Origin of the sequence: Escherichia sp. E14V7 (assembly GCF_004212225.1) — a bacterium.
In the GTDB taxonomy this organism is placed as follows: Bacteria; Pseudomonadota; Gammaproteobacteria; order Enterobacterales; family Enterobacteriaceae; genus Escherichia.
Genome location: NZ_RHJJ01000016.1, coordinates 194620 through 209254 on the forward strand (window position 1 = coordinate 194620; position 14635 = coordinate 209254).

Below are 14635 nucleotides of genomic sequence, written 5' to 3' on the forward strand. Positions count from 1 at the left end.
TTAGCGGCCAGTTTTGGTTATCCACAACTGGCCGGCTTCCATCCACGCCAGCCATTGACCATCCGGCGAGAAGACCACCGCGTCCGCCGAAGGTGGGTTGGCGTGATTTTCGGTTAAATACTCAACTTCGCCGCTTTGCGCGTGTACGCAGGCAATACGGTTATCCAGCACAACGCCCAGCCATTCTCCCGATGGATGCCAGTTGAATGCTGACTGAATATCCGTTTTGTTATGGGTTAACTGGCGCGGTTCGCCGCCCTGTGGCGAGATAAGCCACAGTTGCACAATACCGTGATCATCACGCATTAAAAACGCGATTTGCGTTCCTTGCGGGTTACACCGCACCCAGTGGCGCGGGACGTTGACTAACCCCGGATAAGCCCGATGGTGGGTAAAGGTTAAACGTCGCTGCACGACGCCACGCGGTGGCGCGGGCAGAGTTGATTCCGTTCCGCTTAACGGCGCGTCGCCCGGCAATTTCCAGCCGTTTTCATCTTGCGGCAATTCAACAATATACAGCTCCGGCACTTTCTCGCCCTTTTGCGAAAGCGTATCGCCAATAAACGCCAGAGCGTGGTTTCCTACCCATCCTTCTTCATAAGCACGATTGATTTCATCGCTGCCCGGCTGCGGCGTGGGCGTTGTTTTACTCACCAGCACGCACCAGTGGCTACCGCTGTATTCACGCGGATGCTGCTTTTGCACATTGACCGGACCAAACGGCGCTGCCACCCCGACGTTTCGCAAATCCAGCGCTGGATCGCGTTCATGCAGCACGTGGTCGTTATAGGTAAAACTCACCATTTCACCGTTTGGGCTAAAGACATGTACATGACTGCCGCCGCGTAACGCCCCTGGAGTGTACGGAACGGTAATATCCATTGCATCGAGATTGCTCATCTTGCCGCCTTCAACAACCACGCCACGACGGTGATGGAAATCGTAATACCATGTTTCATCAGGATTTTCAGGGCCGTGGATGAAGACATACTTCTCTGACTTCGGATGAACGGTCACCACGCCGACGTGCGCGCCCTGTGACGCGCGGTAGATAACCTCGACCTCGCCGGTATGGATATTCACACGCTCAATGGTCTCACCGGTAAACGACGCGCCAGAAGGACGCACGTCAAACACCAGCCACTGGCTGTCGGGCGTCCAGGTATTGGTATTGGTGAGCAGGTGATTACGGGGAGCAAAGGTTATCTGTTTCATGGCGCGGTCCTGATACAAAACGGTTCCCGCCATCATACTTCACAAGGACTTCACTTTCAGACATTAGTCTTTTGCCATCGTGATGAATGTGAGTGAAAAGATGGAACATTTTGACGTGGCGATTATTGGCCTCGGCCCGGCAGGGTCGGCGTTGGCGCGAAAGTTAGCAGGCAGAATGCAGGTGATCGCGCTGGATAAAAAGCACCAGCATGGTACTGAAGGTTTCAGCAAGCCTTGCGGCGGTCTGCTGGCACCGGACGCGCAGCGATCTTTTATTCGCGATGGACTGACGCTTCCTGTCGATGTGATCGCCAACCCGCAGATTTTCAGCGTCAAAACCGTCGACGTCGCCGCATCGCTCACGCGTAACTACCAGCGAAGCTATATCAATATTAATCGCCATGCTTTCGACTTGTGGATGAAATCGCTGATCCCCGCCAGCGTTGAGGTTTACCACGATAGCCTGTGCCGAAAAATCTGGCGTGAGGATGATAAATGGCATGTCATTTTTCGCGCAGACGGCTGGGAGCAGCATATTACCGCCCGCTATCTGGTCGGTGCCGATGGTGCCAACTCGATGGTACGGCGACATCTCTACCCGGACCATCAAATTCGTAAATATGTTGCTATCCAGCAGTGGTTCGCAGAGAAACATCCGGTGCCGTTCTACTCCTGCATCTTTGATAATTCGATAACTGACTGTTATTCATGGAGTATCAGCAAAGACGGTTATTTTATCTTTGGCGGTGCCTATCCAATGAAAGACGGTCAGACGCGTTTCACGACGCTGAAAGAGAAAATGAGCGCCTTTCAGTTCCAGTTTGGTAAGGCGGTGAAAAGCGAAAAATGCACGGTGCTGTTTCCCTCACGCTGGCAGGATTTTGTCTGCGGTAAGGACAACGCCTTTCTGATTGGTGAAGCGGCGGGATTTATCAGCGCCAGCTCGCTGGAGGGGATAAGCTATGCGCTGGATAGCGCAGACATTCTGCGTTCGGTGTTACTGAAGCAGCCGGAGAAGAGCAACGCCGCCTACTGGCGCGCCACCCGCAAACTGCGTTTAAAACTCTTCGGCAAGATAGTAAAAAGCCGATGCCTGACCGCACCGGCTTTAAGAAAGTGGATTATGCGCAGTGGTGTGGCGCATATTCCACAGTTGAAAGATTATCCAACGCGCTTCACATCGCCCACCAGCAGGATGTAAGAGAGCGCGCCAATCAACGCGACGGCAGAAATATAAACCAGTGCAGGTGCGAAACCGTAACCCTGCGCCAGGTACCCCACCACCAGCGGAACGGTGATGCCGCCCAGACCACCGGCGAAGTTAAACACGCCGCCGGTTAAACCAATCAGGCGCATCGGTGCCAGAGAAGAAACCAGCGACCAGGTAATCGAAGCAAAACCGTTGCCAAAGAATGCCAGCGCCATCAGGCTCATAATCATCATCGGATCGTTGGTGTAGTTAGCGCCCATAATGCAGGTGGAGATCAGCAAGCCGCAGATAATCGGCGTTTTACGCGCAAAGCCCAGTGAAAAGCCCTTACGTACCAGCAGATCCGCGACCCAGCCAGAGAGCAGGACGCCGACAAACGCCGCGAGGAATGGCACCGTGGTCATAAAGCCTGCTTTCAGCGCGGTGATTCCTTTTTCCTGAGTTAAATAGTTCGGGAACCAGGTTAAGAAGAACCACAGTGTAGAAGCCACCGCAAATTGCCCAAGATAGACGCCAATCAGTTTACGATGGAACACCAGTTTCCAGTCTTTGGCTGTTAACGGCTGACGCGCCTCTTTCTTCACCGGCGCATCACCATCCACCAGACCGCCGCCATCACGAATGTAATCCAGTTCAGCTTTGCTGATACCTTTGGTCAGGCGCGGCGGCTGATAAACCTTAAACCAAATCAGCGACCAGATAATGCCGATACCACCAGTGACAATGAACACCCAGTGCCAGCTCAACATTTCCTGAATCCAGATCAGCAGCGGAGTCAAAAACGCCAGACCGACAAACTGACCAGACGTATAAAAACCAACGGCGGAAGCGCGTTCATGTTCCGGGAACCAGCTGGTCACCATCCGGTTATTGGTCGGGAAAGCGGGCGCTTCGAAAATACCGGTTATCGCGCGCAGACCAATTAATGACATTAAGCCCGTGGCAAAGCCCTGGAATAAAGTCGCCACTGACCAACCAAATATCGCAATAAAATAAGTCACCCGAGAACCTACGCGATCTAAAAACCAACCGCCGGGGATCTGACATAAGGTATAAAGCCAGGCGAAGGCCGAAAATACATAGCCCATTTGCGCTTTCGTAATGCCGAACTCTTCCTGAATATGGGCGGAAGCCACGGCCAGGTTAGCGCGGTCAACATAACAAATGACCACCGTAATAAAGATCATCACCAGCGTCAGATAACGCCGACGTCCCGGCTTTGCTGCATTAACGGGAATATCCATAGCGAGCTGTCTCCAGATTTTGGGCATAGCGAAGCCGCTCACCATGCCCTGTAATGTACAGAGGGTTATATTTTTGTATTGCTGTTTTAGTGCCCGATGAGGGGCTTACGTGGCAGGAATTACCACTCTGCTACGCTGTTATCTTCATGACGCCAGAGCGGATTACGCCAGTCCGGGGCATTTTTACTGAACTCAATAACTTTAGCTTCGTCGATTTCCACGCCTAAGCCCGGTTTCGTTAGCGGTTTAAAGAAGCCGCCGACCATGCTGAAGTCTTCTTTGTTTTTCACAAAGTCGAGTAACTCCGCGCCTTTGTTGTAATGAATGCCCATACTTTGTTCCTGAAGTACCGCGTTATAGGAAACAAAGTCGATATGCAGGCAAGCGGCCAGTGCAATCGGTCCGAGCGGACAGTGCGGCGCAAGGGTCACATCATAGGCTTCTGCCATTGCGGCAATTTTGTAGCATTCGGTAATACCGCCTGCGTGGGAGAGATCCGGTTGCAGAATCGAAATACCGCCTGCCTCCAGCACACGTTTAAAATCGAAGCGTGAGAACATGCGTTCACCCGCCGCCAGTGGAATATGCGTTTGTGCCGCCAGTTTCGGGTAGTATTCGGCTTGTTCCGCCAGCACCGGCTCTTCAATAAACAGCGGGCGGTACGGTTCCAGTTCTTTAATCAGCACTTTCGCCATCGGCGCGCTGACGCGACCGTGGAAATCAAGACCAAACTCAATCTGATTGCCAAAAGCTTCACGAATTTGTGCCACGGTGTTGACTGCCGCATCTACCGCGCGGGAGTTATCAATTAGCCCCAGTTCTTCACAACCGTTCAGTTTGAAGGTATCGAAGCCGATTTCGCGCAGGGTTTTAATGCCGTCGATAACATCCGCCGGACGATCACCGCCGACCCAACTGTAGGCTTTAATTTTGTCGCGAACCAGGCCGCCCATCAGTTGCCAGACCGGCGCATTCAGCACTTTGCCTTTGATATCCCATAACGCCTGGTCGATCCCGGCGATGGCGCTCATCAGGATTGGACCGCCACGATAAAATCCGGCGCGATACATCACTTGCCATAAGTCGTTGATGCGCGATGGATCCTGACCAATCAAATAGTCGCTCAGCTCGTGAACTGCCGCTTCCACCGTACGGGCGCGGCCTTCGATCACGGGCTCGCCCCAACCGACCACGCCTTCATCGGTTTCAATTTTCAGGAACATCCAACGGGGAGGTAAACGATACGTGGTAATTTTGGTGATTTTCATTGCACTGCCTCTCGATACGCCTTAACAAATGCTGCTGCCTGCTACGTGGTACGTTCTACGGATTGCCCGGTGCCTGCGCGCCGTGCAATTGGGTTTCTTCACCACGCATATCATTGTGGTTATCGTCATGAGAGAGGCACACGCTGGGGATTATAGAGATATTCCCCAGTCAATTGCGATGTAGCACACTGTCATGTGATTTCCTTTAACCTTCGTGTCGAGCTGGCGATCATGGTAAGCGCCGCCTGCTCTGCCGCATCGCCGTCCTGATGCCGTATCGCATCGAACAGCGCCTTATGTTCCTGGAGCGTTTGCGGCATGTTAGCCTCATCGCCCATCCAGGTTCGTTCAAAAACCGCCCGCTGCAGCGAACTGATCGCGATGCTAAGTTGCTGTAACACCGGGTTATGCACCGATTGCAGTACCGCCTCGTGATAGCGAATATCCGCTTCGTTAAACGCCTCGCGATCCTGATTGTTGGCTATCATCTCGTTCAGCGCCGATTCAATCTGCGCCAGATCGCTGGAAGTCGCGCGCTCCGCCGCCCAGCGGGCAATCGCAGGTTCCACCAGATTTCGTACTTCGCTCATTGCACTGATAAGCCGTGGGTCGTAGTCGTTTTCCAGCACCCATTGCAGTACGTCAGTGTCGAGGTAATTCCACTGGTTACGCGGTGCTACAAACGCCCCGCGATAACGTTTCATTTCAATCAGTCGCTTCGCCATCAGCGAACGGAACACTTCACGGATGATGTTGCGCGAGGTTGCAAACTCCTCACAGAGTTCCGCCTCAGCCGGAAGCGGCGAGCCTGGCACGTATTTGCCGTGAACGATCTGTTTACCCAGCGTAATGACAATGCGATCGGTTTTATTGAGAGTCATGGAGAGTCCTTGTGCTCTGTATGTTCTTCCCTACTTTACCCCGATCGATGCATAACGCGGCAACTTTGTAGTACCAGCGTGATGACGTTCGCGTTTACTGTGCGTGTAATGTAGTACAAAGTTATATTGTTGTACTACAATTTAGATCACAAAAAGAACAATGCATAAAAAATGACATGCGCCGGGCAGAAATCTGAAAAGGGATGTCGGGCGCTAATCAGGAGGGAAATAAGAGTATGCTTTCAACGGCTTAGCACTCTTGTTTAAAGGATTAATCATGAAGTTGAATTTTAAAGGATTTTTTAAGGCTGCCGGTTTGTGTTCTTTGGCATTCGCGTTGACCGGATGTATCACCTGGGGATTGGTTTCCAATACCGCAAGCCCTTCACATGCCGAGCAATGGCGGTCAGACACGATTAAGGGTTTATCGCTGGCAGAGGATAGTAATGGTACGAAAGGCTTTGTTTTTGTAGGAGAATCGCTGGACTACCTGTTGACCAACGGCGGCGATGAGGTGGTTAAAATGCTGAACGATCCGGCAATTCATGGTGAAAGAATCACCGTCCATGATAACGCGAAATTTATTTTAAGCAGCAGTAACAAGAATTTCTCTGGTGCTATTACGCTCTATTACGACTGGAACAACGAAGAAGATAAGGCACTGGCAACACAATATGGTTTTATTTGTGATACCCGGCGTTGTACATGGATGCTGTACGGCCTGAAAGGCTCTATCCACCAGAAAAATAAAAAAGCGGATTACTCAAACGTGATGGTTTTCCATCAACCCTTTACGGTGGGATTTTATGAGTACAAAACAACAGATGGCGTCCCGCGCGGCCTCGTTAACGCGCTGCTACCTGTCACTCTTACGCTGGATATAGTAACGTCACCACTCCAGTTCCTGATTTTATGCACGACCAGAAATTGTTAATCGCTGCGGGCAAACGCATTCATGCTGTTTGCCCGCCCACAGATTAATTCAGCACATACTTCTCAATAGCAAACGCCACGCCATCTTCAAGGTTGGATTTGGTGACAAAGTTCGCCACTTCTTTCACCGAAGGAATAGCGTTATCCATCGCCACACCAACACCTGCATATTCAATCATTGCGATGTCGTTTTCCTGATCGCCAATCGCCATGATTTCTTCCGGTTTAATACCTAACACGTCGGCCAGTGATTTCACACCCGTACCTTTGTTAACGCGTTTATCGAGGATTTCGAGGAAGTACGGCGCACTTTTCAGCACGGTGTATTTCTCTTTCACTTCCTGTGGAATGCGCGCGATGGCCTGGTCGAGAATAGCGGGTTCATCAATCATCATCACTTTCAGGAGCTGTATATTGGGGTCCATTCTTTCCGCTTCGCAGAACACCAGCGGAATGGTGGCAACGAAGGATTCATGCACCGTGTAGTAGCTGATATCACGGTTAGCGGTGTACAGCGTGGTGCGGTCCAGGGCGTGAAAATGAGAACCGACTTCGCGAGAGAGTTTTTCCAGGAAACGATAGTCGTCATAGCTCAATGCTGTTTGCGCCACGGTGCTGCCATCAGCAGCCTTCTGTACCAGCGCGCCGTTGTAAGTAATGCAGTAGTCGCCGGGCTGTTCCATGTGCAGTTCTTTCAGGTAGTTGTGAACGCCTGCATAAGGGCGCCCCGTCGTTAGCACGACATTCACGCCACGGGCGCGAGCTGCGGCAATCGCATTTTTAACGGCGGGTGAAATGGTGTGATCGGGCAGCAGAAGGGTGCCATCCATATCGATAGCAATGAGTTTGATAGCCATGAGTTCCCCAGGTAGATTGTTTCCTGACCCATGCTAACGCGATTGCGCTCAAAAATCAGTACAACACCTGATGGAAAACGGGGATGCAACGCGCGTTGCGTGCTCCCCTTTTGCTTAGCGGAAAAGTTTTCCTTTCAGCAATTCCATGCCTGCGGAAAGCAAATCGTTATTGGCTTGTGGCGAAACTTCGCCCTGCGGCGATAGAGCATCAATAATCTTCGGCAATTGTTCCGCCAGCATGTTGGAAGCAGCACTGGTATCAACACCGAGTTTTTGTCCAAGATCGGACACCGCATTTGTGCCGAGCGCCGACTCCAGTTGTTCTCCGCTCACCGGTTGATTACTTTGTTGGTTACTCAACCAGGATGTGAGAATGGCACCTAAGCCGCCACTTTGCAGTTTTTCAAGCAGCACCTGAATGCCGCCCTGCTCCTCAACCCAACTTAAAATCGCCTGATATTTCCCCGCATCGCCTTTCAGAAAGGCACCGACAACTTCATCAAAAAGCCCCATGATAATCACCTGTAAAGCATTACGTGTTGACTCAAAAAGTATAGTTCTGCGGGATGATAATTGCGGATTGCAGAAATAAAAAGGGCGGAGATAATTTCCGCCCTTTTCTTAAAGCTTCTTGCCGGATGCGGCGTTAACGCCTTCTCCAGCCTACAAAATCATGAAAATTCAATACATTGCATAAGTCTTGTAGGCCTGATAAGCGTAGCGCATCAGGCACGCTCGCATTGTTAACGCCATTAAATATCGATATTCGCCGCTTTCAGGGCGTTCTCTTCGATAAATGCACGACGCGGTTCAACGGCGTCACCCATCAGCGTGGTGAACAGCTGGTCGGCGGCAATCGCATCTTTAACGGTAACGCGCAGCATACGACGGCTTTCCGGGTCCATGGTGGTTTCCCACAACTGTTCCGGGTTCATCTCGCCCAGACCTTTATAACGCTGGATGGAAAGACCGCGACGGGACTCTTTCACCAGCCAGTCCAGCGCCTGCTCGAAGCTGGCTACCGGCTGACGACGCTCGCCACGTTCGATAAACGCATCTTCTTCCAGCAAGCCACGCAGTTTCTCACCCAGAGTGCAGATACGACGATATTCGCCACCGGTGATGAACTCGTGATCCAGCGGGTAGTCAGTATCCACGCCGTGGGTACGCACGCGAACAATCGGCTCGAACAGGTTTTTCTCGGCATTGGTGTGGACATCAAACTTCCACTGGCTGCCGTGTTGCTCTTTGTCGTTCAGTTCGCTGACCAGCGCGTTCACCCAGCGGGTAACGGTCTGCTCATCAGAGAGGTCGGCTTCCGTCAGCGTTGGCTGATAGATAAGCTCTTTCAGCATTGCTTTCGGATAACGACGCTCCATACGCACGATCATTTTCTGCGCCGCATTGTACTCAGACACCAGTTTTTCTAACGCTTCGCCCGCTAAAGCTGGTGCGCTGGCGTTGGTATGTAAGGAAGCACCATCCAGTGCGATGGAGATTTGGTACTGATCCATCGCTTCATCGTCTTTAATGTACTGTTCCTGCTTACCTTTCTTCACTTTGTACAGCGGCGGCTGGGCAATGTAAACGTGACCGCGTTCGATGATTTCCGGCATCTGACGATAGAAGAAGGTCAACAGCAGCGTACGAATGTGCGAACCGTCGACGTCCGCATCGGTCATGATGATGATGCTGTGATAACGCAGTTTGTCCGGGTTGTACTCGTCACGACCAATCCCGCAGCCAAGCGCGGTGATCAGCGTCGCCACTTCCTGGGAAGCCAGCATCTTATCGAAGCGGGCTTTCTCGACGTTGAGGATTTTACCTTTCAACGGCAGAATCGCCTGGTTCTTGCGGTTACGCCCCTGCTTCGCAGAGCCACCCGCAGAGTCCCCTTCCACAAGGTACAGTTCAGAGAGCGCCGGATCGCGTTCCTGACAGTCCGCCAGTTTGCCCGGCAGGCCTGCTAAGTCCAGCGCACCTTTACGACGGGTCATTTCACGAGCGCGACGCGCAGCTTCACGGGCGCGGGCAGCATCGATAATTTTGCCAACCACGATTTTCGCGTCGGTCGGATTTTCCAGCAGGTATTCTGCCAGCAGTTCGTTCATCTGCTGTTCAACCGCCGATTTCACCTCAGAAGAAACCAGTTTGTCTTTGGTCTGAGAGGAGAATTTCGGGTCCGGCACTTTCACGGAGACAACGGCAATCAGGCCTTCACGCGCATCATCGCCAGTGGCGCTGACTTTCGCTTTTTTGCTGTAGCCTTCTTTGTCCATGTAGGCGTTCAGGGTACGGGTCATCGCCGCACGGAAGCCTGCCAGGTGAGTACCGCCGTCACGCTGCGGAATGTTGTTGGTAAAGCAGTAGATGTTTTCCTGGAAGCCATCGTTCCACTGCAGCGCCACTTCAACGCCGATACCGTCTTTTTCGGTGGAGAAGTAGAAGATATTCGGGTGGATCGGCGTTTTGTTCTTGTTCAGATACTCAACGAACGCCTTGATACCGCCTTCATAGTGGAAGTGGTCTTCTTTACCATCACGCTTGTCTTTCAAACGAATGGAGACGCCGGAGTTGAGGAACGACAACTCACGCAGACGTTTCGCCAGAATTTCATATTCGAACTCGGTCACATTGGTGAAGGTTTCGAGGCTGGGCCAGAAACGCACCATCGTGCCGGTTTTATCGGTGTCGCCGGTAACCGCCAGCGGAGCCTGCGGTACACCGTGTTCGTAGATCTGACGGTGAATTTTACCCTCGCGCTGGATAACCAGCTCCAGTTTTTGCGACAGGGCGTTTACTACCGAAACACCAACGCCGTGCAGACCGCCGGACACTTTATAGGAGTTATCGTCAAATTTACCGCCTGCGTGCAGGACGGTCATGATCACCTCCGCCGCCGATACGCCCTCTTCCGGGTGAATACCGGTCGGAATACCGCGCCCGTCGTCCTGTACAGAGACAGAGTTATCGGCGTGAATGGTGACGATAATTTCTTTACAGTGACCCGCGAGCGCTTCGTCGATAGCGTTATCTACCACCTCGAATACCATGTGGTGCAGACCGGTGCCGTCATCCGTGTCGCCGATATACATACCCGGGCGCTTACGCACCGCATCCAGCCCTTTCAGGACTTTGATACTGGAGGAGTCATAAGAATTCGACATCAACGTTTCTCGCTCATTTATACTTGGGTTAATCCGTTATTTTACCCTTTTCCACGGTAAACATCTTCGAATTTTCGTCCGACATGTCTATAACGTGTTCAGCACTGATCGCGCTGACAAAGACCTGTGATTGCGTCGCTTTTAAGCGGCTGGCAAGCAACCCGCGACGCTCATCATCAAGCTCAGAGGCAAAATCATCTATCAGGTAGAGACACCGCCGCCCGCTTTCACGGGTGAGGAACTCTCCTTGCGCCAGACGTAAGGCGCACATCAGCAGTTTAAGCTGCCCACGCGATAAGGTATCTTCCACCGGCGCACCGTCGGCGCGAATGCGTAAGTCCGCTTTATGCGGGCCATGCGCGGTGTAGGTTAGCTGGCGATCGCGTTCAAAATTACGTTCCAGCACCTCAGCGTACTCTGTCTCTTTCTCCCAGCCGCGCTGAAAAGAGAAAGTCAGAGAAAACTCAGGGAGAAATTGCTTACAGGTATCAGCCATATCGGCCGCGATACCGGCGCTATACTCCGCGCGCCAGGTGCTGATTTGCTCCGCCAGCGGGATCAATTCTTTATCCCACGGGCGTAGCTGTTCGTAACGTGTCACCTGGCGCAGCGCCGCATTACGCTGCTTGAGCAACCGCTTGAGATTGCTCCAGGCGGTGAAAAATCCAGGTTCGTTGTGAAAGCATCCCCAGTCGAGGAATGCTCTTCTGTATTTGGGGCCGCCGTTGAGTAAAGTAAACCCTTCTGGCGTTATCAGCTGCATTGGCATCAGATGCGCCAGCTCCGCAACCTTATGCCCGTCAGTACCGTCAATACGGACTTTGCTGTCGCCCTGTTTGTCTTTGGTTAAGCCAATCGCCGTCTCGCGCTCTTCGCCCTGTAATCGCCCGTGGAGAACAAACGCCTCCTGCTCATGGCGAATGACGCGACCAATCTGCAAACTGCGAAACGCCCGACCATGGCCGAGCGTATAGATGGCTTCCAGCACGCTGGTTTTGCCACTGCCGTTGGCACCTACCAGAAAGTTAAAGCCGGGAGATAAAGCGAGATCCGCGGTTTCGATATTGCGGAAATCGCGGATCAACAAGCGGGTGAGGGACATTACAGTCTCATTGGCATGACAACGTAAGCCGCGCTCTGGCTGGCCGCATCTTCAATCTGCACGCTGGAAACCGAATCGGTCAGCATCATGCGCACGTTTTCGCATTTCAGCGCGTTCAGGACATCCAGCACATAGCTGACGTTGAAGCCGATTTCCATCTCCGCACCGCTATAGGTAACGTCGAGGATCTCTTCCGCTTCTTCCTGTTCTGGGTTGTTGGCGGTGATTTTCAGCTGATTTTCGCTGACATACAGACGCACGCCGCGGAATTTCTCGTTAGAGAGAATCGCCGCGCGAGCAAACGCCTGCTTGAGCAGATCGCAGCCAGCTTCCAGATGTTTGTCTGGGTTTTTCGGCAGAACGCGGCGGTAATCCGGGAAGCGACCATCCACCAGTTTCGAGGTGAAGATAAAGTCGCCAACGTGAGCGCGAATGTTGTTGCTGCCAATCTGCACGCGCAGCGGATTGTCGCCGCCGTCGAGCATACGCATCAGTTCAATCACGCCTTTACGCGGCACGATCACCGAATGGCTTGGCAAAGACTGACCAATTGGCATTGAACAGACCGCCAGACGGTGACCGTCGGTCGCCACGGTGCGCAGTTCTTCACCTTCGGTTTCAAACAGCATACCGTTTAAGTAATAACGAACGTCCTGATGCGCCATCGAAAACTGGGTCGCTTCGATCAGACGCTTCATCGTCGCCTGTGGCAGGGTAAATTCGACTTCGCTCTGCCAGTCATCGAGGTTCGGGAAATCCGCCGCTGGCAGGGTAGACAGCGAAAAACGGCTGCGCCCGGAGCGCACCAGCATCCGCTCACCTTCCAGCTGCACGGCAATTTCCGCGCCTTCAGGCAGACCACGGCAGATATCAAAGAATTTGCGCGCCGGAACGGTCGTCGCCCCTGGTTCGTGCGGCTGAACCAGCGCAACGCGTGCCACCATTTCCATCTCGAGATCAGTACCGGTCAGCGACAACGTACCGTCAGCAACCTGTAACAGCAGATTACCGAGAATCGGTAGCGTAGGACGACCACCTAACGGACCGCTCACCTGTTGTAGCGGTTTTAATAAATGCTCACGTTCTACGGTAAATTTCATAGGTTTACGATGACAATGTTCTGATTAAATTAGAGAAATCTTCTTTGATATCGTGGCTCTCTTCACGCAATTGCTCGATCTTACGGCAGGCATGAAGCACCGTCGTGTGGTCACGACCACCAAACGCATCGCCAATCTCCGGCAGACTGTGGTTAGTCAGTTCTTTCGCCAGCGCCATCGCCATCTGACGTGGACGCGCTACCGAGCGGGATCGACGTTTGGAAAGGAGATCCGCGACTTTGATCTTGTAGTACTCTGCCACCGTCTTCTGAATATTGTCGATAGTGACCAGTTTTTCCTGCAAAGCCAGTAAGTCGCGCAGCGCCTCACGTACGAAGTCAATCGTGATCGCCCGTCCGGTAAAGTTGGCGTTAGCAATGACGCGGTTAAGCGCCCCTTCCAGCTCACGTACGTTAGATCGTAGACGCTTGGCGATAAAGAACGCCACTTCGCCCGGCAAACGAATGTCGTTTTCGTCGGCCTTTTTCATCAGGATCGCCACGCGGGTTTCCAGCTCTGGCGGTTCGATCGCCACAGTCAGCCCCCAGCCGAAGCGAGATTTCAAACGATCCTCAACCCCGTTGATCTCTTTCGGATAGCGATCCGACGTGAGGATGATCTGCTGATTACCTTCCAGCAGGGCGTTAAAGGTATGGAAAAACTCTTCCTGGGATCGTTCTTTATTGGCGAAAAACTGAATATCGTCGATCAGCAGCGCATCAACGGAACGGTAGTAGCGTTTAAACTCTTCGATCGCATTGTTTTGCAGGGCTTTTACCATGTCCTGAACAAAGCGTTCGGAGTGCATATAAACCACTTTGGCATTCGGCTTGCGCGCCATAATGCCATTACCCACCGCATGAAGCAGGTGAGTTTTACCCAGCCCCGTGCCGCCATAAAGGAACAGCGGGTTATAGGCGCCGCCCGGGTTGTCTGCCACCTGGCGAGCCGCCGCGCGCGCCAGTTGGTTAGATTTACCTTCGACGAAGTTATCAAACGTATGTTTAACGTTGACGTTGGAACGATAGGTCGGTTCTGCCGGAGCCGGAACGTTATCCCAGCCTGAGCGCGTAGAAGGCGCAGCACGTTGCGGCTGCACCTGCGCTGCCTGAGCGGGTGCAACTGTATTGCTGGCAGGGACTTTCAGCGTTTGTGTCACGGGCTTTGTGCCCACTTCAAAACGCAGCTGTGGGGCATCCGCTCCACAGAAACTGGTTAGCAGTCCATTGATATTATTGAGGTACTTGTCCCTTACCCAATCGAGGACAAAACGGTTTGGCGCGTACAAGGCCAGCGTGTTATCGCTCAGTTCCGCCTGCAATGGGCGTATCCACATACTGAATTCTGTGGCTGGTAACTCATCCTGCAATCGGGCAAGACACTGCTGCCAAAGCGAAAGTGACACGGCGGACTCCACTCGAACAAAAGTCGATTATGACTAAGGCTGAAACATTCATGATTGTTGACGCACGTCGAAAAGACCCTGCATGAGGGTGACGCACGAACCGCTGTCTGCGGTTATATGCCCGATCAAGATCCTGCAAAACGATCGGGACCGCGGATCATAGCCTAAACTGCGCAAGAGATCTTCTGTTTCTCACAGATTTTCCCGATTTATCCACAGGGCTTTCCAGAACTCGCTAAGTGTAAACGATCCT

12 protein-coding genes and 2 pseudogenes are annotated in these 14635 nt (G+C 52.6%); 2 read left to right on the forward strand and 12 right to left on the reverse strand.

Going from position 1 to position 14635, the window contains the following annotated elements; translation table 11 throughout:
* A complete protein-coding gene (locus tag D9741_RS18935; RefSeq protein ID WP_205712848.1) occupies positions 1-1215 on the reverse strand; it encodes a DUF3748 domain-containing protein in 1215 nt (404 codons plus the stop codon).
* 100 nt (positions 1216-1315) lie between these two features.
* Here D9741_RS18935 and cbrA point away from each other — a divergent pair, with 100 nt between their 5' ends.
* Complete coding sequence (gene cbrA, locus D9741_RS18940; RefSeq protein WP_130215112.1) at positions 1316-2416, forward strand: colicin M resistance lipid reductase CbrA; 1101 nt, start codon at positions 1316-1318, stop codon at positions 2414-2416.
* Here the strand turns inward: cbrA and D9741_RS18945 are convergent.
* The 5 genes and pseudogenes from D9741_RS18945 to dgoR all read right to left on the reverse strand — a co-directional run bounded on the left by D9741_RS18945 (position 2377) and on the right by dgoR (position 5818).
* Positions 2377-3714 carry an MFS transporter gene (locus tag D9741_RS18945; protein WP_165383466.1) on the reverse strand — a complete coding sequence of 446 codons (1338 nt, stop codon included), beginning with the start codon at positions 3712-3714 and terminating at the stop codon, positions 2377-2379. The genes cbrA and D9741_RS18945 overlap by 40 nt on opposite strands.
* A 74-nt stretch (positions 3715-3788) precedes the next feature.
* A complete protein-coding gene (dgoD, locus tag D9741_RS18950) occupies positions 3789-4937 on the reverse strand; it encodes a galactonate dehydratase (RefSeq protein ID WP_105228040.1) in 1149 nt (382 codons plus the stop codon).
* Positions 4934-5005, reverse strand: a pseudogene (locus tag D9741_RS18955) (2-dehydro-3-deoxy-6-phosphogalactonate aldolase); the annotation flags it as partial. The gene dgoD and the pseudogene D9741_RS18955, both read right to left, overlap by 4 nt.
* Positions 4999-5100: pseudogene (locus D9741_RS18960) on the reverse strand (2-oxo-3-deoxygalactonate kinase); the annotation flags it as partial. The pseudogenes D9741_RS18955 and D9741_RS18960, both read right to left, overlap by 7 nt.
* Before the next feature lie 28 nt (positions 5101-5128).
* Positions 5129-5818, reverse strand: a complete 690-nt coding sequence (dgoR, locus tag D9741_RS18965; RefSeq protein WP_000174305.1) for a D-galactonate utilization transcriptional regulator DgoR — start codon at positions 5816-5818, stop codon at positions 5129-5131.
* Positions 5819-6095: 277 nt separating this feature from the next.
* On the opposite strand from dgoR, the gene D9741_RS18970 reads away from it, so the two are divergent.
* Positions 6096-6752 (forward strand): hypothetical protein, encoded by a 657-nt coding sequence (locus tag D9741_RS18970; RefSeq protein ID WP_130215108.1) that lies wholly within the window; start codon positions 6096-6098, stop codon positions 6750-6752.
* Between the two features lie 43 nt (positions 6753-6795).
* Here the strand turns inward: D9741_RS18970 and yidA are convergent, their stop codons facing one another.
* The 6 genes from yidA to dnaA form a co-directional block, all read right to left on the reverse strand.
* Positions 6796-7608, reverse strand: a complete 813-nt coding sequence (gene yidA / locus D9741_RS18975; RefSeq protein WP_130215106.1) for a sugar-phosphatase — start codon at positions 7606-7608, stop codon at positions 6796-6798.
* 114 nt (positions 7609-7722) lie between these two features.
* Positions 7723-8121, reverse strand: a complete 399-nt coding sequence (locus tag D9741_RS18980) for a YidB family protein (protein ID WP_205712847.1) — start codon at positions 8119-8121, stop codon at positions 7723-7725.
* A gap of 239 nt (positions 8122-8360) precedes the next feature.
* Positions 8361-10775, reverse strand: coding sequence for a DNA topoisomerase (ATP-hydrolyzing) subunit B (gene gyrB, locus D9741_RS18985; protein ID WP_130206798.1), 2415 nt, complete (start codon positions 10773-10775; stop codon positions 8361-8363).
* Positions 10776-10803: 28 nt separating this feature from the next.
* Positions 10804-11877 carry a DNA replication/repair protein RecF gene (gene recF, locus D9741_RS18990; RefSeq protein ID WP_000060112.1) on the reverse strand — a complete coding sequence of 358 codons (1074 nt, stop codon included), beginning with the start codon at positions 11875-11877 and terminating at the stop codon, positions 10804-10806.
* Complete coding sequence (gene dnaN / locus D9741_RS18995) at positions 11877-12977, reverse strand: DNA polymerase III subunit beta (RefSeq protein WP_000673464.1); 1101 nt, start codon at positions 12975-12977, stop codon at positions 11877-11879. Before dnaN ends, recF begins: the two co-directional genes overlap by 1 nt.
* 4 nt (positions 12978-12981) lie before the next feature.
* Positions 12982-14382 (reverse strand): chromosomal replication initiator protein DnaA, encoded by a 1401-nt coding sequence (dnaA, locus tag D9741_RS19000; RefSeq protein WP_000059100.1) that lies wholly within the window; start codon positions 14380-14382, stop codon positions 12982-12984.
* Between the last annotated feature and the right edge of the window lie 253 nt (positions 14383-14635).

What these genes read in the sequence shown, in the direction of transcription:
- D9741_RS18935 (WP_205712848.1), bottom strand. Translation starts at nt 1,215, where the DNA reads ATGAAACAGATAACCTTTGCTCCCCGTAATCACCTGCTCACCAATACC.
- cbrA (WP_130215112.1), top strand. Translation starts at nt 1,316, where the DNA reads ATGGAACATTTTGACGTGGCGATTATTGGCCTCGGCCCGGCAGGGTCG.
- D9741_RS18945 (WP_165383466.1), bottom strand. Translation starts at nt 3,714, where the DNA reads ATGGTGAGCGGCTTCGCTATGCCCAAAATCTGGAGACAGCTCGCTATG.
- dgoD (WP_105228040.1), bottom strand. Translation starts at nt 4,937, where the DNA reads ATGAAAATCACCAAAATTACCACGTATCGTTTACCTCCCCGTTGGATG.
- dgoR (WP_000174305.1), bottom strand. Translation starts at nt 5,818, where the DNA reads ATGACTCTCAATAAAACCGATCGCATTGTCATTACGCTGGGTAAACAG.
- D9741_RS18970 (WP_130215108.1), top strand. Translation starts at nt 6,096, where the DNA reads ATGAAGTTGAATTTTAAAGGATTTTTTAAGGCTGCCGGTTTGTGTTCT.
- yidA (WP_130215106.1), bottom strand. Translation starts at nt 7,608, where the DNA reads ATGGCTATCAAACTCATTGCTATCGATATGGATGGCACCCTTCTGCTG.
- D9741_RS18980 (WP_205712847.1), bottom strand. Translation starts at nt 8,121, where the DNA reads ATGGGGCTTTTTGATGAAGTTGTCGGTGCCTTTCTGAAAGGCGATGCG.
- gyrB (WP_130206798.1), bottom strand. Translation starts at nt 10,775, where the DNA reads ATGTCGAATTCTTATGACTCCTCCAGTATCAAAGTCCTGAAAGGGCTG.
- recF (WP_000060112.1), bottom strand. Translation starts at nt 11,877, where the DNA reads ATGTCCCTCACCCGCTTGTTGATCCGCGATTTCCGCAATATCGAAACC.
- dnaN (WP_000673464.1), bottom strand. Translation starts at nt 12,977, where the DNA reads ATGAAATTTACCGTAGAACGTGAGCATTTATTAAAACCGCTACAACAG.